This window comes from Nocardia sp. CA-290969 (genome assembly GCF_050936135.1).
Taxonomy (GTDB): Bacteria; Actinomycetota; Actinomycetes; order Mycobacteriales; family Mycobacteriaceae; genus Nocardia.
On sequence record NZ_JBNJNJ010000001.1, the window covers coordinates 3,631,885 to 3,651,615 of the forward strand.

The following is a 19,731-nucleotide window of genomic DNA, read 5'->3' on the forward strand; positions in this document are numbered from 1 at the left end:
TCACGTCGAGGTACAGGGCGAATTCCGTCCAGGTCAACCCCAGAGCCTGAATGAATTCCCCGAGCCACGTCTTGAAATTCTTACCTTCGAACTCGGGCACCACCAAATCCACCGACGCAGGATCACCGAGAACTACATCGACCACACGGTATGCACCGGATTGGTGCCGGAGCCCGAACCTCTCAGATGCCTCGTTCAACACCTCCGCCGAAACGCCTATATTGTAATGAATTGCACGCCACGAATCCAGATCGGGCTTGTCCGGACCGCGCAGCCAGTGAACGACAGCAACTTCACTCACATCGAGGTACAGGGCGAATTCCATCTGGGTCAACCCCAGAGCCTGAATGAGTTCCCCGAGCCACGTCTTGAAATTCTTACCTTCGAACTCGGGCACCACCAAATCCACCGACGCAGGATGGCCGATCTCCACATTCCCCGACCGGTCGAGCTCTCCAGTCTCGTTCGAGAATTTGAAATGGTTGAGGGCCTCTTGCAGAAGAGATTGCGGCACACCGACTTCTCTCACCATAGCGCGAAGCAACGGCAAACCCGGCGGTAGATTTCCGTACACCCAATTGAGGACAGTTCTCGGCGCGAACCCGATTATCTCGGCGAACTCCGGCACGGTCAGGCCTGTTGCCTGAATCACCTTCCGCAGCCAGGAACCCCAAGCGTTCTCCCCGAAACGCATGGGATCCGGCCATACAGATCCCACCGCCGACATACCGGCATCATCGTCGGAGACCGCTTCGGACATACGGGCACCGGAACCCAGAGCGAATACCGTCGCCGGGTGAGCACGGGCACCTTCCAACTCACCAACTGCGGTTCTGATTTCTCGGTCACGGTTTTCACTGCCCCCGGGCACACTGTCGTCTCCGGGATCTGGACCCAGCCGCGTGCCGGCTTCCAACGCGGCCGGGGCCGGACCACTCATCTCCGGCATGAGCGCCTGAGGAACCTCGGCCAGGTCGTCGTCACTGCCCGGGGGGATATCTTCGGCCACCAAAGCGGTCCGGTTCACGATCACCCAGTAATCCGGCCCCTTTCCGCTTATGCGATAGGCGTCATATCCGGATGCGACGGCGAATCGCCCCAGATCCGAATAGAGCTGCTCCCGCCACCACAATTCGGAAAAGCGATCGAATTCGCCCGAAAGCTGATCGCGCTCCGCCCGCAATTCCTCCAGAAAAGCTGTCTGCTCGGCTTCCAGTTTTTCCTTGGTTGTAGTCCTGACATCCCCCAGCGGAAGCGCCAATCTTATCAGTCGATCGCGGCTTCCGCCGGTATACAGCTCGGCGACCTCACGGGAGGTGGAAGCATATATTCCATTTCCATCGTCGGAGGAATTTTTTCCATTTCCGTCGAGGACGCCGACGCCTGGATAGAACGCTCCGCGAAGAAATTCCTGGGCGTACTCCGCTTTGGAAACACCCCGGAACAACTCGACAGCACCGTACTCGACGACAGCAGTTACCCGATCGGAATCCGTCACAGCGGGAACACCGGTGAATCCTTGACGATCGGCGAGCTCACGTAACTGCGAATCGCCCTGTGGATCGCCTGGTCGTAAGTTCGGTGCCGGCGGAATATCGGCTGCGGCGACAACGGCGCGCAGGTCCTTACCCCGAGCCGGTCGCCAAGTGTCCGGAAGTACCAGCTCAGGCTGTGGCCCCTCCGAATCGACAGCAACGGGGGGCGCTTCATCGCCCACCGAACCCGGTTCGCCGGCGGCCGCAGTGTCAGTGGCACGGAGATTCTTCGACCGTCCATCCGGGTCATCGAGAGGAACCTCCATTCGATCATTCGGATCACTGGCGCTGGTGAAGCCGGGTCCGCGCACTTTCCAACGCGACCCGGGTATCTCACGCCGCCGGAAGTGGACCGCTCGCGTGGTGGCCCCACCCGTCGAGTCGTTGTGCACGACCTGGATCGGCTGGAGTCCGTAGTCACCGGCAATCCAGCCCAATTCGCTGTTCGCCACCGCCGCAGTGATCCCGGCTCCCGAAAGGGGCGCACCCATGTCGTCGGTGGGCGAGAGGTCGTCGGCGACACCCTCCACCCGTGTCCATTCGACCCGAAACTCCGTCGACAGAAGTCCGTAATCACGGAGCACATCGGCGACCATCTCCGGACCCCGCCGACTTCCGTCGAGCCGGAACGCGGCCCGCAGCACACCGCTCTCGTCGAACCAGGCCCGGACGCCGTCCCCATCCGATCCGTACAGGTTCTCATATCCGCCTACCGGATCATCGTCCTCGCCGTCAGGTCCCGGCACGGCGTCGACGTGCGGCCGCTGTTGCCTCCCGGGTTGTGGTGAGTCTGGACCAAAAACTGTGGACCCGACGTTGATGTTGTCATGCGCGACGATAAGGGCGATGAACTCGCTCTGGCTCGTCACCAAGGCGAGTGCATCGATGTCATGGGGGAAATCAGGAACTCGGCCGAGGTAGTGGACGCCGACGGCAGCCATGAACGAGCGGATGACTGCATCGGACCCTGATTTCCGCTGCGGTGCGTGGAACAGTTTATAGGCGATATCCGCCCAGGTGGCTGTGGTGAATTCGCCGGGCGCGGCAAGCTGGGTGAACGCGTCGTGCAGGATTCGCGCGCGTTCTGCCGGAACGGACGTCACGGAAAACACATCGTCAGGAGCCACAGGCGGCCACTGGTAGGGGGTTACCCCTGCTCGTTCGGCCCGTTCCGCAATGATCCGCCGGGACTCCTCGGCGAGGCGTTCGGCGGCTTCACCGCGGACGAGTGATCGTCCGAGAGCGGTCGTGCCGTCGGTGAGACGGACTCGGGTTTCCAGGATGTCTCCGCTGACGCCCTCGGCGGGGAACCGCAGCTGGGCCCGCTCGCCGGCGGCGGCGGCGAAGGTTTCCTGCGCCCAGGTCGGCAACTGCAGCTCCTGCTGCGTCACCGGATCCCATACCGAGCCGTCACCGTAGTAGGAGATCATTCCGAATCTGGTCTTGCGGCGCCCAGTGATCGGCTGGGAGAGAGCCTCCGATCCAGCCTCCGAGGCGGTTGCCGTGGCCCGCTGCTCGGTAACTTTCCAGAAAGCAGTTTCCCAATCGGCGGGCCCGGGAGGATGCTCGAGCCCACGCAGACCTGCAACCATGGTGTTGGCCCAGTCAGCCTGGACCCCCGCGAACTCGGCAATTCGGTCGAGTTCCGCGGCGGCCTCGGCGGTGTGCGGGCGGGTTCTCCGGTCCAAGCTTCCTGGCAGGGGAAAATGTCTGGGCTGCACAAGCAGTGGCTGCGAGGCTTCTGCGCGGGCGGTGGGGGTCTGCTGGTCGGTCATCCGGTCGCGGATCGCGCGCAGGCCGGCGAGCGTGGCGAGTGCGTCCAGAGTAGCGGGAGTGCGGTGGGGGTCGGCGGTCGCGAGCCGGTCTCGTTCGGTGTCGAAAGCTGCGGTGAACAGGGATTCGAGCCCGGTTTCCGGGATGTCGACGTTTGCCTTGCGCAACTGCCGATTGCCGAGAAACCGACGGACGTGGGCGCGGGCTTCCCGGTTCTGTATGGCGGGGACAGATGACCGGCGCCCGGTCACCGGCAGGGAGCCGGCCGGGGCGTCCTGGGCAGCGGCTTCGATGAGGGTCGCGGCGTACATCATCGCCGACAATTGCTCACCCTCGGACAGCTGGTCGGAGAGGTACAGGGTGTTGGCGTCCGGGTCGTACTCGAAGTACTCCCGGTTCCCGTACGGCCGGTATTCGATGCGGACCTGACGGTCGCGCAGGATCTTGTCGGCCCAGGGACCAATATGCGAACGCCTCGGATGGCTGAGCACGGCCCGTACTCGGGCGAGCCGCTCGGCCGGCGTGATATCCGGGTGGCGCGCGTTGGCGGCGATATAGGTCGCGGGCTTCCCCAGTGGCGACTCGGAGTTCTCGGCCAACTCCGTCAGCAGATGGTTCAGCAGCAGCACCGGCACCGGCAGCTCAGCGATCTCGCCACGCTCCGCCGCCCGCCGATACCGGTTCCCGGCTTCCGCCAAAGCCTCACCGGGCCGGAGCGCCCCGCCGCCCGGGTCGCGGCTGTAGCCCGACAACTCCGTCAGCCACTGCTCGTAACCGATGTCCGGATCAGCGACCAGCCCCAGCTTTTCGATCACCGCCTCGAACACCTTCAGTGCCTCGGGGCCCCGGTCCCGCCTACCCGATTCGACATCGGCGGCCCACCGGCCGGAGAGTACATCGGCCATATTCCCGAGGAAATCTTCCGCTACCTCCCGCGCCCGGTTCCCGCCCGCGTGCTCGCGTGCGTGCTCCACTTCGTGCCCGATGATCGAATCGATGGGCTGCTCCTCGGACCCCGGCACGAACAAGCCCCTGTTCACCCCGGCCTGGACCAGCCGGCGCGCCCGCAGCGCGTTCGCGGCCACTTCCCGGCCCAGCGCGATCTCGGTGTATTCCTCCTTCGTCACCGGATCGACATGGCGGATCGACTCACCCAGCACCCCCGGCCCCAGATCCAGGACACTGAACGCCCGCACCTGCTTTCGCAGGACCTCGTCGTCCAACTGGTGCTCGAGAGACCTCGCGGCCGCCCGCACCACCGCCGCACTCCAGTTCGTGGGATCGCCGGCATCGCGGCTCCGGGGCGGGATCGGGTCGTCGCTCAGGTCCGGTCCGAAACCGTGCAACCGGATCTCCGGGAACTTCCTGCGCCACAAGGCGACCACGGCGTCGATCGACATACACGTCGACCAGTCGTCCCCCATACCCTCCACACCCAGCAGCCGGTCCGCTTCGATATCGGGGAGGCTCTCCGGTGAGTGCGGTAGACCGGCGGTTGCGAGGTCGGCGAGGGTCAGGCCGAGGACTTGGAGCCGGCTCTGGGCTTCCGGGTCCTGCAGGCCCGGATCCGGATCCTTTCCGTGTACCAAGTCCCACGCTGCTCCGTAGAACTCGGCATAGGTCAGGCGGTTGGTGGCCGGTTCGTCCCGCAGCACGCTCCAGACCGCGTCGCCCGCATTCAGGTGTGCCTCTTCGAATTCGGTACCCAGAGCGAGCGCCAACTCGAGAGTTTCGGTGTATGTCTTTTCCAGTTTGTCGGGCGGGGGAACATCCAGTTCGGGCAGCAGATCCGGCCGCATTTCCAGGATTGCCCGAATCTCGAGTTTCTCGCGGATCGCCCGGTTCTCGATCACCGCCTGCTCTTCGTGCATGCTCTCGACGAAGCTCTCTTTGTCGTCCACCAAGGCTTTCACCAGGAGACGGTCGCGCGGCGGCGGTGATCCGGCGAGATACGCCGCAGTCTTGACCATTGCCATCATCTGGTCGAAATCGGAACCTCCGGGATCGAGCCGCAGCAGGCGCTGCGCGGGATGGTATTGATCCACCTCGCCATCCGACCCGTATACGGTCACCACGCCGTGGTTCCCGAACATCTCGTCGATCCAGTCGCCGGTGGCCCGCATCTCGGCAACACCGTCTGCTGTGAGGCCCTGCACGTCCTGGGTCAACTCGTTCAGCAGATTCTTCAACCGCGAAGTTTCCCGATCGACATTCTGCTGTGCCGCGGACCGGGACAAGGTCGGCTCGTCCGGTGGATCAGCGGGAGACAGTTCGGTGACCTCATAGGCTCGGATCAGCCCGGCGTTCGCGTTGTCCAGGACCTCGACCTCGAGGTATTCACAGACGAAGCCTCCAGCTTCGAGGTCCAGGCCGAACTCAGCGAGCGCTGCCGCGCGCGCTGCCTCGTGATCACCGCGGCGCGCCACGATCATCAGCCGATCCAGCCCCCCATCGGTTGCCGGGATGAGCGCGGCGGCCTCGGTATGGAGCACATCGGGGGGCACATCCAGCTCCGCCAGCCTCGATTCCAGCACCACCTTGGCAGCCATTTCGTGCATTGAACGGTGGACACGACGTCGCTCGTTCGTATCGCGGCGGTATGTGTCGCACAGGTCGATGAGCCGGTGCAGGCCGTGGCGGCGACGCCGGATATCGGCGGCGGCTTCGGCGGATTCGGCTGCGACCAGCTCGGCCGGTATCCGCTCGAGCGCGGCGTCGATCTCGAGCTGATCCGGTAGCTCCGCGGCCGCCCCCTCCTCGCGAATTCCGAGATCCGTGGCAAGTCGCAGCGCTTCGGCATGCGCGGCATCCTTGTGGCGCTCGAGGGCGCGCAGTTCGGCCAAGGCGCCACGCATATCGCGATCGAAATCCGCGTCGACCGGACGCTGCCATCCTTCCGCGGACGGGGGCGCAGTTCCCCGGCGGTGGTTCGCGAGCCGGTGTTCCTGGCGATATCCGTCGGCTGCGTCCGATTCGGAATAATGCCGGCGGAGCGCGGCGACACCCCGCTCATTTGCCTCTCGCGCCCGGTATTCGGGCGCGGCGTCCTTGTCTTCCTGGGACAGGAGGTAGGCTTGCCGGGCCGCGGAATAACGGCCCGTGGTGGGAGGCCCGGAGATCTGGAGGCGTTCGCGGCGCCACTCGGCGACCAGGGTGATCATCAATACGTCGACCAAGGCGTCCTCGCCGGCCCGCGCGGCGACGTAATCGTCCTCGTTCACCCGGAGGGGATCGGCAACGTTGCCGTCCAGCTCGAGTTGCGCCCGCACCACCTTGCCGGCCAGATCGCGCAACTGAGCGAGCAGACCGGTGTTCGTCGTGGCGACTTGGATATCGAGCCGAGCGTGCGGATCCTCCGCCGCCCCAGCGCGGCGGTGCTCGACGAATTCGATGGTGACCCGGCGTTCTGCACGACGAAGGACAGCGAGGCAGGCTTTGCCCATCGGGGTCAGTTCGAGCAATTCGCGGACCTGGAATTCCGAGTCGTCTTGAATCACCAACAGGTCACGCTCCGACCGGGTTGCGCCCGCCGCCGTGTCAGGGAAGAAGCCGATGCCTCCCTCCGGAACGATGTCGGCTGCAGTCGTACCCGGGAAGCCCGGCGGGGACTCCACCTCGACAGACTGGGCGGAGGCTACTTCCTTCGGATCATCGCTCGACTCCCGACCACCGAAGGGACGCCTTTCGCTCCCGGCCGAACCGGACTCCGGTGAGCCTTCGTCATCACCAGCTGAATCCGAAACCGCAACCGCACCACCGCCCGGCCCAACCAGACCAGGACCGCCCGATATGACGACGCCACCAGCGCCACCGGGCTCGCCGTCCTTATCGTCGTCAGGAGTCTCCGGACCATCTTCGGGTTCGCCTGGATCCTCCTGCACGCGCCCGGCAGACGAACTCTCGACATGCTCATTCCGACCCGCATTACCTTGGAATGTCGGCTGTTTCGAGCCCCTGGCCGCATTTTCGCTTGGTATCAGATCGTCGATGTCGTCACCGAGGGACGGCTCAGTCGGGCGCGGCCGAGCAGCCACGGAATCCAGCCGCTGCGGGACAATACCATTGTCGACCGGTTCTGGTCCGTTTTCGGCTTGGACGGACCGGGCAGAGGGGCCCGGCGTCGGCTCGGCCCGCGACGGATCACCCGGTATGCCCTCCAATCCCTGGTTCCCCAGCCGCTGAGACCCGCCGGTCCCTGTCCTGTTCGGTCGGCCTTCGGCGATCTCGCCGGTATCGTTGCGCGGAACCGCGTCGAACGGAATGATGATCGATTGCAACTTCCGAGCGTACTTCGCCAGGTATTCCGGGGGGCTCTCCGAGCATTTACCCGACTGCGGGTCCCACCACACGGGCCCCTCGGCACCGATCGGGTAGACGATCGTCGTCGCGTGGGCGGCCCATCGCCAATCGACGCGGATGAGCGCCGCAGAGCCTTCACCGGCACGCGCGACCTGATCATGGAGCTGCTGGAGCTGCTCGGGTATCGGCAACGGTGGTCGGCCGCCGCGGTGGTCGGCGAAGCGACCACCCACCCATGACCCCATCCACCGATCGCTGTCGATCATGGTCCGCACCGGGTAAAAGAGGTCGATAAGTGCGGACCGCCAGGTCTCGGGCAGCTCCGCGTGGGCCACCTGCGGCTGACCGAAGAACGAGGACAACCCCGACATCGCACAATCCATGCAGTTGGTGGTCCGGCCTCGTGTCGGATAGCCCGGATTGATCAGCGTCGCGATGGGATGGTTCATCGGGTTCGCCGTGCCTACCTGGTACCCGTTGCGGTCTTCCCGGAGTAGCGCCTCCTGCAATGTCGACAGTAATTCTGGGTCTTCCAGCTCATCCAGGCGCTTCGAGCCGGTGTGGCGGTATTCGGTCAGATCGGGGAAGCGGGTGCCGGTGTTGGCCAGCGCGATCTCATGACTGATCTGCTGCAGATCCGCGGATGTGAGCGCACCCCCCTGCTCACCGGGAGGCAAGCCCAGCAGGCGCCGGATGCTCTCGGCGACTGCTGCGGGCGAGTCGAGCACTGACCACGAGCCACGCGCGTCGGCCCCGAACGGGATACTGGTATCAGCGGTGGCGGGATCGTCGGTGAACACCACGTCTACCACCAGCCGATCACCAGAACGCAACTGCTGACCGGTGTTCAGGACAGTGTCGAGCGCCTCGTCGGCCAATTGCTCGACGACCGGGATACGGTCCGCAGCCTTCGCCCGGTTGACATCGAGGAACGCCCGCACAGTGACCAGCTGCACCCCCTCACCATCGTCGGCGCGGTAACGGTGCACCGAATACCGTTGCACACCATCGGCGTCCGGCACTGTGGTCGGAGCGGCGCCGAGCGGCGCCGATATCCGATAGGCGAGCCGTTCCGAGCGCCCGATCCGAGCCGGCAGAGACAGTTCGCCCGCGGCACGTGGTCCCTCGGTCGCTGCCGGGGCCACGACCTCCCCGTTGTCTAGACCCGGAACTCTCCGCTCTCTGGCCAGATCCCGTCCGCTGCGCTGCGGGCTTGCGCCCAGCTGAGGGTGTAACTGCTCGCCGGGTGCCGGATCTGCGGATCGGTCCGGCTGCGGAGGGTTGTCTTGTTGATCGTCAAGCGCTGCTCGATCGGCGGATGCTCCGGAGGCCCGGTCAGCGACGTCCCCCGCACCAGGTACTCGATCTCGGTCTCCGTCTCTACCGTCCGTCTGCAGCGGATCTGCAGCGTCGGCGGGTACACCTGCGCGCCCATCACCGGCGTACCGTCCTGGATCGCCTCGTCGTACTCCGCCCCGATCACCTCCGGCGGCAGGCTGCGATGAGCCGTCACCACGCCCGTCTGCTTGTTCACCACGTAGTTCCCCAGGCCCATATCCATCCCCCGGTCCAGTTCGCGCTGGGTGAGTATCGGCTGCGCGACCCACGCCCTGCTGCTCTCGTGAATCCGGTAGGTCCGGTCCGGATCCATGATGGCCGCGAGATACTGCGCCACCTGTTCCCTGGTCTCCCACTGGAAGTCCGGCACTGCCCTGCCCTTCTGTTGCGGACGTATCTGCTCCGGGACGTATCCGGCTGGTCGAATCGATCAGTGTAGGACGATCACCCGACGCGGCCGGAACACTCCGTGATGCGGCATCCAGGGAATCCGCTGTGTTCGCCGTTGCCTCGGCGGGATCCCCGAAGTCTGTCGGAGACCGCCGTTCCGGCTCCGGCACACCTGGTACCGCGGCAACGAAATCGGTCGTTGCGACCGCGCCGGGGCCGATGCCCGCCTTGTCGGTGTCGCCAATTCCTTGTGGGTCGGCGCCGTCTACGAGGTGGGTGGGGAACAAAAGCTTACGGCGGGTGATCGCGTCGACGGGCTGGGTCTGATATCCGGAGGTACCGAATCGCTGCCGGTCGACGAACCGGCGCACCCGGCCCGGCAACGAATCGTCAGCGGCGCGGATCGTCACGTCGTAGATGATCCGTACCGCATCGTTGACGTTGTCGTAGCCCTGCGAGCGGACGTCGGTAAAAGCCTCCGCGATGGCTTCCCCGGGGTTCAGTCGTCCATCCGGGTGAAGGCTGTAGTTACTGAGCTGGTCTTTCAACCAATTCTCGTAGCCTGCAACCGTTGCCGGGCCCAGGCGCTTCGTCATGTAGTGCCGGAGGAGGGCATTGCCGATCAGCTTCCGGGCCACCCCGTGGCCCGCGAAATCGGCGCTGTGCCCCAGCTCGTGCAGAACTGTCGCCCGCACCGGACGGTCCCGGCCGCTGGCCGGGTGGAAACCGGCATCCACCGAGACATTCATCGCCCGCCAGAAGTTCTCCGCATTCATGGCGTATGTGCGGTCCAGCACCAGCTTCTCGGTATGTGTGAGCCGGACCGGGCGTCCCTCGGGATGCTCGACCTCGAACCGCCGAGAGCTCTCCCCCGCGTCGTAGCCGCGTCGCGCAAACCCCATCACCCGCTTGCCGGTGGACTCTCCGGTATCGAGGATCGCGATTTCGCGAACATCGAAGGCCACCAGATCCTGGAGATTCTCGGCCACCGTCCGGGCGTATTCCCGCAACACATCCAGGTCCAGATCGGGATCGAAACCGGTCACCGCGAAATACCGGCCGGTTTCCCGAAAAAGGACATTCTGCAGATGCGTCGCGATCTCCTGCGCAGTCGTCAACTCGGCTCGCGAGTATGCCGAAGCCGGTGCCCATACGTCATCGATCACCGTGTGCGGCATCAATCCCGCATTACCGGGTTCGGGCAGAACCACCTGATCGGCATCGGCGGCGACAGTGGTCCGCGGTGCGATCCCGTCCTGTGCGGTTAGCAGCTCGGCCAGCCGGGTGAGCGGTTCGCTCGCCGGATTCGGCAGCTCCGTGGCAAGCAGACCCGCACCCAGCGCCCGCGATATGTCCAGCACACCGGTGGACTGATCGAACGCGAACGGCAGCTCGTCCCCCTGCCAGCGCCGGAATTCCGGACCGTGCTGCGGTTCCCGACCCGAGGCGGCGAAGCTTTGTTGCAACACGGCCTCCACGGCCGGATGCGCCATCCGTCCGCGCGAAACATCCAGTGCGGCACCGAACGCCAGCACGGCCATCGCGTACGCTGGACGATCCAGCACCCTTCCCGGAACGAGTCCCGCGTCCACAGCGCGGTTCACATGTTCCAGGAAGTAGTCACCGTACGGATCCTGCGGGGTCGATGCCGTGCTGGATTCCGGCTCGAATACACCCGGTTCCATGAAGAAACGGAAATTCACGAACATCGAGACCACATGCGGTGGTTCCTGGCCGGACGCGGATTCCCCGACACGCCGGATCCCCGGATCATCGGAAGCAAATGCCTGGACCGCCTGGTCTTTGTCCAGCAGGGAAGGCTCGATCGCCGGAATCCGCACATCCGGATACTCGGTGAACAAATGCACCCATGCGCGGGCGAACTCGGCCAGCACCTCGGGCGTGAACCGAGCGTCGGCGAGATTCACCGCAACCTCTTCGTGACCGGGAATTTCACGTAGCCGGGTCTGCAGCTGAGCGCTGATCGCGCGATTCTTCTCCAGCTGGGACGAACCCGAATCCAGCAACGCCGACCATTCGTCGGAGATATCCGGTCCATACCGTTCAGCGGGCGGAATCGCTGCCCACGAATTCCCCGACGGTATGCCGGGAGCGGCGGCCATGACCGCCAGGTCCGCGGGGACAAGGGCACCTACGAGATCGGCGTCGTCGCCGGGCGTATCGGCGATCGGCCCGGATTCGGCGCCGAGACTCAGGGCTGCCTGCGCGGGCGGCTTCGATTCGGTTGCCGTTGCCGCCTCGTCCTCGTGCACGATGGGGGGCGGTGCCGCGGACAGGACCATAGCCCTCAGCAGGAGAGGGAGGGGCACCCCATGCATCGGCTCCAGTTCGACAAAAGTCGTCCAGCCGGTTCCTGTAGGACGTTTCCCTCTTCCGCCACGCCCGGCCTCGATCCACTTGGCGTCGGCCAGTTGCCGGAGCCGGTCGGCTTCGTACTGCGCGGTGGCCGCCACCTCGTTGTGCTGCCCGAGCGCCGTTGTGCCGCCCATGGTGAACGCGTGTTCTGCCCGCTCGCGCAGATAGGCCGCGCGCTGCGCGGCCAGCTGCCCGGTGATATCGAGCCGACCGGCTTCGGTACGGGCGGCGAACCGTTCCGGAGACTCACCACGCTTACGCCCGGCGAGATAGGGGTCGTCTGGGGTGGCACGCTCGTCAATACTGCGGAGGTGCTCGGCCAGTGGGCGCACCCGCGCATCGAGCCAGTCCGGGCGGACCGGCCGTCCGGCGCCGTCGTACAGCACCGCCGAGACCGAATCGACCTCGCGGGGCGGCAGCGGCGGGAAGCGGCGTTTCCGGTTTTTCGACGGGTCGGATACCTCGATGTAGTGTTCTCCGGTTTCCGGGTCGAGCCGGACGGTCATCGTGTAGGCGTGGCTGCCCACCGGTTCCCCGTCGGCTGTTCCGGCGTACTTGTCCACGACCAGGGCCCGTGGGCCCCGGCCCATGAGGATAGAGCGCGGATCCTGTCCGGCGGCCAGCCGCAACAGCTCGTCGGCTATCGGCTGATGCCGGGGGCTGCCCTCGGCGCCGGGTGGGAACTCGAACAAGGGGCTGCGCGCCGCATCCTCGAGTTCCTGCTGGGACATTCCCTCGGGACCGACCGGCCGGCTCGGAATCCGGATCACCGTGCTACCGGTTCCCACGGCGATCTCCGCGAGGGCCGCCACCGCACAGTCGTGCCCGCGAGAGCTGCGGTCGGCTGTCGATGCGGGGCCCGGCCGCTCCGCCGGCGAAGCGTTACCGGCCGGTTCGGCTGCCGCCGGAAAGGTGGCAGGTAGCATGATCCCGGAATCGCCGGGTTCTCTGGAGCCGGCGGAATTGTTGGTGGTGTCGTCCTGTGCTTGCAGGGCGCCCCGGTGCCGATTCGTACCGGGGGCGAGATCGGTGGACTGCCCGTCGGATCCGGGCGCACTGCCGTCCGGCCGGCTCGGCGCGGCCGGGGACGGACTCGCCGGTCCTGGGTCCGCAGCGGCGGATCCCGGACCACCGGCCGCCGAACCGGCACGGTTCCCCGGAGTCCCGGTAGCGGCTATCAGCCGTGATTCGCCGGCCACCGTCGCCGGGACACCGGCCGACGCCAGGCCGGGACGGCTCACCGAAGTGGTCCCCGGCGATGCGGCCGCACCGGCACCCGCCGGGGACCCAGAAGCCGCGGCAGCAGCAGTACTCGTGACGGACGTCGCCACGGACCTGGGCGTCTCGGCCCGTCTCCCTCCGGGATCGGCATCGGCTCCCGCGACATTCCCGGGGCGCAGCCCCGCATCCGCCACGCCGGTTCCCGCAGCGGGGGTTACTGCGGGCGCGACGCCCGAGAGCTGATCCGCCGGCTCTTCCGCGGATACCGAGGCGCCGGGTTGCCCATCCTGTGCTCCCACAGTGGCGGTACCGGACTCCGGATCCGGGACCGTAAGCGCAGGGTCACGGGATTCGGAATCCGGTACCGTTGCGTCGGATGCGCCCGCGTGCGAGCCCACGGCCCCGGTGGGCGATCGCCCGGGCCCGGATTCCGCTGCGGCAGAATCGGATTGCCCTGCCGGGAGGCCCCGTGCGGGCAGGGCGGATTCCTTTTGCCGGGCTCCTTCCGCACCATCGGATTCGGCCGAATTCCCGCTGCCCCCACCGGAGGAGGCGGACGGTTGCGTCTGTGGCACGGAGTCCGCGCTGCGTTCAGAGCCCGCGCGGCCGGGCTCGGCTCCGGATTCGGCAGCGGCCCCCACCGTCGTGGCGGCAGTGTTGTCGCCCGCAGTAACTCCGGCCGCGACCTCGGCGGATCCCGGATCATCGGCGCTTACGGCGCTACCGGCCCATGCCGCCCTACCGCCTGCGTCGTCATCGGCACCCGCAGCCGTTACCGCGGGCCCAGCTGCTCCGGAATGCGCCGCCGGGTCGTGGAAGCCGGTTGCCGCGGTATCTCCGGCATCGGTCTCCTCGACCGCTTCACCCTCATATCCCGCGGTCTCCGGCGGACCGTCGATACCACCGTCCGGGGACCCGATACCAGGCCCGCCCGCGGAGTCCCCCAAAGTCGCGTTCGCCAGCCGGTCACCGAAGGTGAAGTTCCCCCATTTGTCCTGATAGTTCCTGCCGTTCACACCCCACGGAATCGACCGCCCGATCCCGGAGGCGAGCCCCTCGGCCCCACCGCTGAGCGCACCACCGCTGATCATCAACGGGCTGAACTGCGGTGCCAAGGTGTCCCGGGACAGGGTCCCGGCGCGGATCTCGTCCCAGGTCTTGCCGCTGTGCAGATCGATCCCGACCTGGGTGCCGATGGCCGCACCGAGTCCCGCCGCGCCCCCCACACCGCCCGCGAAGGCACCCGTCACCACGCCGTTCGCCAGCCGCATCGGCACACCGTCCCCGAACCGCCGGGCCAGCTGCCCGCCGAGCCAGCCCGCGGCCGGGCCGGCCGCCATACCACCGGCCGCCGAACTGATCGCGGTGATCCCGAGCTGGGTCGGATCGATACCGTGCCGGCGCCGATCCCCCTGCCAGGCCTGCACACCCCAGTCCTGACCGACACCGAGCACCGTGTCGATCGCGGCGTGCCGAACGGCGAAGCTCGGCAGAGTCCGGACACTGAAATTCAGCAGCCGGTGACCGGCCATCCGCCCGGCCGCCCCAGCGATCTTCAGCAACAACTGGCGGAGTATCGCGACAGTGACGACTCGGGCCAGCCCGATCGCCACCGCCTGCACCGCCGGCGCTCCGGGCCCCGCGGCCAGTGCCAAGACGATTTCGACAGCCAGCAACGCCAGCGTCGTCCAGAACATCAGCTTGGCATATTCGATTTCGGTACCGGTGTCCCATACCGCGTCCGCGGTGAGCCGCAAATGGGCGGCGAGGGTCTCCAGAGACGCATCGTTTTCCGGGGACGCCCCCGGCATGCGCAGAGACTCGAAAGCCTGACGCAAACCTTCCCGCATATCGCCCTGCGGGGCGCCGGCCAGCGCCGCGTCCATGGCGTCGAGGAGTTCACCGGCCGCGATCTCATCCAGCCGGTCGGCAGCACTGTTCCAAACGTCGGACAGTGACCACATCTCGTCCTGATCGCCGGCCGGCCATTCCATCCCGACCAGCCATTTGAGCCATTCCAGCTCGGCGGGCAGTTCCCAGACCATCAGCGGGTTTCCGGCCTCACCAGCCGGTTTCGGTGATCGAGCCGCGGCGGCCCCGCCTGCTGTCCTCGGCCGATCCAGGTGCGGCGCTGCCGTCGGAGAACTGCCGCCGCCGCCTGACTCGCGGTGACTCCAGCGGCGCCGCAACACCTTCCGGGATCTCCAGGCCCGGGGCGTCGATCGACAGTTGCGCGAGCAGATCGGTCAACTTGGGCATCCCGGCTCGCTGCGCCTCGAACGGCGTCATCAGTTCCGCGGATTTCCGGCTGATCTCCGCCGAAGCCTTCCGAGCCGCCTCGACCACCGCGCGAGCGATCTCAGAGTAGCCGAGATCGGCGATATCGCCGGCGAATTCGACATCGACCACCACATTGTCGGCGTTCACCGTCACCGTGACCTTCTTACCGCGGGCCTGCGCACGGGCGGTGAGCACCGCCCGCTCCTGCTGAATCCGGGTGAGCGCGCGAATCTGCTCCTGCGCACCGTCGAGCGCGGCGGCTAATTGGGATTTGACCTGTTCGTTCGGCATTTGCCCGCTTCCGTTCAGCCGCCGAAACCGGCGCCGTTGCTCTCGTCCATCCCCTGGGCTTCGGGCACGACGGAATACCGCATCCCGGCGGCGAGACCGGTCGCCGATTCGGCGGTGGCCCGGATTCCTTCCATCAGATGAGCGGAATTCTCCGCGTAACCACCACCCTCATCACCGACTCCGTTGTAGAACGTGTCGCCGATCTGGTCGTTTCCCCAGGCACCGTGGTAGTTGTCCATCGCGGCCTGCAGGGTCTTGCCCACCTCGTCGATCGCCTCGGCGAGCCGGTCGACGGCACCGGCGGCGATGAGAAATCCCATTTTGTCGAATTCGAAAGCTTGTGCACCCACGACTTTTCACTCCTCCAGAAATCGCGTCTGTCGCGGTTCACAACAGCGCCCGACTGCGGGCTCGGAACCGTTGTTCGAACTCGATGGTGTATTGGGACGGAGCTACCGCGGAGGAAGACCATTCCACGACACCGTCGTCGGCGACATAGAAAATCGTCCGCCCGACAGCCAACTCCCCAGGTGGGACCGGGACATACACCATCCAGCCGGTGGTGAGCCGGTCCGCCCGGAGCTCGGCCACCGGATAGCCGGACAGATCCAGCCCACTCGAGGTCAGTTCCTGGGCGACCCGGCCGAGCGCTTCCTGCTCGGGCAGCGGCGGCGCGGCGGCGATTCCGCCCAGGTGCAGCTGGTAGTAGGCCGCGTCGAGCTCGGCCGTACCGGCCGCAGGGAACACCGCGGCCAGCGCCGGCCGGGGCACGGCCCCGGATTCGGCGGCGGTAACCAGATCCACTACAGCACCGGATCGGGCGTCCTGCCCGTCGGCGAGTTCGTCGATGATCGCGATGACGGTGCCGGAGTCCCACACCCCGGGCAGCGCCACCGCGACCTCGTGCGCGGGCGGTGATTCCCCTCGGTACCACCGTCCGCCGTCCCACCAGTAACAGAAGGTAAGCGTGCCGTGGGCCGCCCGATCGTTGAGCACCGGTTCGGCGACCCACTCCGGCGCCCCACGATATAGCCGTGGCAGAGCAGCACCCCGGTTGTACGTCTCGTCGAGTTCCGGTGCGTCCCACACCCCGCCCGACAGCACCGCCCGCCCGCCCGACAGCGAATACAACGACGATCCGCTGCGCTGGGCACCCTCGAACCGGCGCAACGCGGGCAGCACCCGCGGGCCCCACGGCGAACCCACGGCTGCGAACGCGGCGGCCAGAATTGCCCATCGAGCTGTGAGCAGGGACAACGGCGGAAGATCGACCCCGCTGGGGTCGCTGCGCACGCCCGCATCCCGATCGGCCGCCGCCTCGGTCACCGCCCGCGCCGGGGAACGCAACTGCCGGTTATCGTGTTTCAGGTAGGCGGCGAGCCACACCGGAAGCTCCGCGCGCGGAAAGGCGTCCAGATCCGCCCGGTACGCCTCGGGCGGAAAACGCTGGCCGTCGGGAAACGGTTCGCTGCCGTAGTCGTACTCGACCTCGATCCCGCCGTCAGCGGTCACCGACAGCAGCAACCGCCACCAGGGCCCGTCACCGAGTTCGGCCGACAGCGTCCGATGCCGCCGGATGGATTCGAGCACCGCAGGTGGAGGCACCGCTGCCACCGTATGCCCCGGGGTCGAGGAGTAGATGACACCGGTTTCGGCGGCCACGGTCAACGCGAATACGGCATCCATCCGAGTCCAGCCGGCGGGCGCACGGGTAGCCATCTCGCGAGCGGCCGTCTCCAGCAGTTGCCAGCCCCGCTCCGTGGGATCCTCGGACGCGGCGGGTTCGGGTTCCGATCCACCACTCAAAGTGAACTGTATGTCCGGGGAATCCGTCCCATCGGCGCTCGCCGACGCGTCGACCGCTTCCGGGTCCGCGACGGCCGGCAACGCAACAGAACTCACGCGACGCGGATCACCGGCTGCAGCGCGACCGTAGTCCACATGCGCCGACCGACTCGAGCCAGCACTGACTGTCGAGGTCATAACACTCGAATTCCGTGGAAACGAACACCGAAATGAACAGATCGGACCCGAGCGCTCATTCCACCTCCATAAAACGCAATGCGTCAAGAGTATTGAAATGCACTCCCCTGAAACATATGCCACCGAGCCAAACTTCACCCCGGACGACCGTGCACCGTGCACAATCCCAGAACGTCGCCGGACCGGACCAAGCGGGGTCCCTATTCCAGCCCGACTCGATGCCGCAACCAACCCGGGCCCGGCATGCCGCCTCCCACGCCTCATCCGCACGGCCGCCGACTCACCGATCCACCGCTTCCTCTCCCGGATCGCAGAACGCGGAGTGGCCTGTGCCGGCTCCGCCGAGGCGAACCGGGCCCGGCCCTCGGACAACTGCCGACCCGAACATTCGATTGTGTCCGGGGCACAGCCCGACGCTCAAATTCTGGCTCGCCGGCCCATTTCCCAGCCCTCGCAAGTTCAGTACAATTTATCCAGTTGATACTTTTGCCGCGTGCGCTGGGTCGCTGCGGTAACCGACACCCGCGGTGGAGAGGCGGTTCCCGGGCAGAGAGGATTTACTTCTTGTGGCCGCACAACAGCCGCAGCCGAATGACCTTACTATGGCCGACAAGCCAAGTCCGATGACCCGGGAAACCTGAGCCGTGACGAGCGCATCGCAGGCATTGGAAGAATTGCTTGAAGTGATCGAAACGATCACCTCCTCGAGGTATGCACTGGACCGAGTTGCCTTAACGGACGCCGTGACAGCGGCTGCTGGCGTAGCCTCGCCATTCGGCTACCCCGCTGCATTTTCCGCCGTGCCGTTCGCATACGGCCTTCTGGCCGAGACTGCAATGTACGACGAGGAGAACTTGGCGTATATCGCCGCCGGATCAGTCCCTTCGGGGTGGCGCGGAGCCGCCGGGGAGAATGCAGTACAGGGTCTGGAAAGCCTCACCGGCTACTTGCTCGTTATCGCGAACATCTACTTCTCCGCGAACCAGGCGATGGAGACCTGGGCGGAGAAACTCACCGAAGCCCATCGAGGCGATCGACACGGCCAATCGGATCTATTTGAAGCTCTGACGGCAATTGCGGACACGCAGAGCAGGATCAAGTACGCAGCAAGTCCAACATCGACCGCCGACCTGATCGGCGGCTACCGCGAACGTGAACTCGCCCTCGAAGGATGCCGGTTACGCCTGCGTGCGGCACGAGCAGCCGAAGACGCGGCGGCCGACTTCATCCACACCTTCACCGGACTCGCCGAACAAGCCCGGGCACGGTCACTGAGAAACGCCGGAATCGACCCGCTCGCGGCGGTAGTCGCCGCATACGCCCCACGCGGCGCAGTACCCACGGCGGTGCTGGTGGCCGGAATATGCAGCCCCGCCGAGATCACCCGGGCAGCGGATGTTTTCACCAGACTCCCGGCGACCCAGCAGGCGGAATTCGAAAGTTTGCTGGCCGGCTCCAACAGTCCACAAGAAGCCGCCTACCTATGGAAACTTCTGAGTGCGGGCCCACCCGTCGGAGCAATCGCCGACGCACGCCGACACCTCCGGCAACTGGATATCGATCCGGTGGATATCGCCGGCACGTCGGACGATATGGGCGAAGCAGTCCTACATCCGGTGGAATATCGTGCTATCGCCACGTCCCCGACACTTTCCGACCAGCTCCGGCATCTGTATGCGCAAGGCACAAGAATCGAGTACAGCGATTTGCCGGACAGTATACTCGGCGAGTTCCACAGTCGGAGTCACGTGCCCGGCCTGGACGACCGGATCCTACTCGACTCGGAGTACAAGAACAATCCTGGACCAGATTCTGTTGCGACCCTGGCCCACGAGGTCGGGCATGCCTTGGACCCAGACGCTACGCGCATGAACAGACCGTCATGGGAGTGGGGCGAGTCACCCTCAGACTACAACGAGAAAATGATCCGGCACGGACTTGAGCTCGAAGCGCGAGCCGACCTAAACATAGGAATTGCGCACAAGGAATCTTATGAAACCCGCGAAGACGGCATCGCAAGTATTCATGATCCGCTCAACGCCGCGATCTTCGAGGATTACCATGCGGGCACTATTTCCGAGGAAGAGGCAGTGGATCGCATAGCAGACAGCAAATGGGAACACGAGCCATTCTACAAAGACTATTACGGGATTCTCCCGGACTAGTGGGTCGCCGCCGGATTCTCAGGTCTGCGGATGGCGAATAGTTCGGATTTCCTGTTCTGCATCAACCGGAGCCCCGCCTC

The 19,731-nt window shown here is 65.9% G+C and carries 5 protein-coding genes (1 of these 5 only partly in view); 1 reads left to right on the top strand and 4 read right to left on the bottom strand.

The window, feature by feature from the left end:
- The 4 genes in view from ACQEVO_RS16355 to ACQEVO_RS16370 are tightly spaced (at most 37 nt apart) and all read right to left on the bottom strand, a layout consistent with a single transcriptional unit that may run on beyond the window.
- Positions 1-14,977: the 5' end (the start) of an amidohydrolase gene (locus tag ACQEVO_RS16355; RefSeq protein WP_432913864.1), read on the bottom strand. 21,713 nt of this gene lie to the left of the window's left edge; 14,977 of the gene's 36,690 nt are visible here — the first part of the coding sequence; its start codon is at positions 14,975-14,977; its stop codon lies off the left edge, out of view.
- Between the two features lie 16 nt (positions 14,978-14,993).
- A complete protein-coding gene (locus ACQEVO_RS16360; protein WP_432913867.1) occupies positions 14,994-15,503 on the bottom strand; it encodes a YbaB/EbfC family nucleoid-associated protein in 510 nt (169 codons plus the stop codon).
- A gap of 14 nt (positions 15,504-15,517) precedes the next feature.
- Positions 15,518-15,853, bottom strand: coding sequence for a hypothetical protein (locus ACQEVO_RS16365; RefSeq protein WP_432913869.1), 336 nt, complete (start codon positions 15,851-15,853; stop codon positions 15,518-15,520).
- A gap of 37 nt (positions 15,854-15,890) precedes the next feature.
- Positions 15,891-17,405, bottom strand: a complete 1,515-nt coding sequence (locus tag ACQEVO_RS16370; RefSeq protein ID WP_432913872.1) for a hypothetical protein — start codon at positions 17,403-17,405, stop codon at positions 15,891-15,893.
- Positions 17,406-18,130: 725 nt separating this feature from the next.
- Between ACQEVO_RS16370 and ACQEVO_RS16375 the strand changes: the two genes are divergently transcribed.
- Positions 18,131-19,651, top strand: coding sequence for a hypothetical protein (locus ACQEVO_RS16375; protein WP_432913875.1), 1,521 nt, complete (start codon positions 18,131-18,133; stop codon positions 19,649-19,651).
- Positions 19,652-19,731: the final 80 nt, after the last annotated feature.

Bases quoted from the DNA above. Each gene is read 5' to 3' on its own strand.
- ACQEVO_RS16360 (WP_432913867.1), bottom strand. From the start codon at position 15,503: ATGCCGAACGAACAGGTCAAATCCCAATTAGCCGCCGCGCTCGACGGT.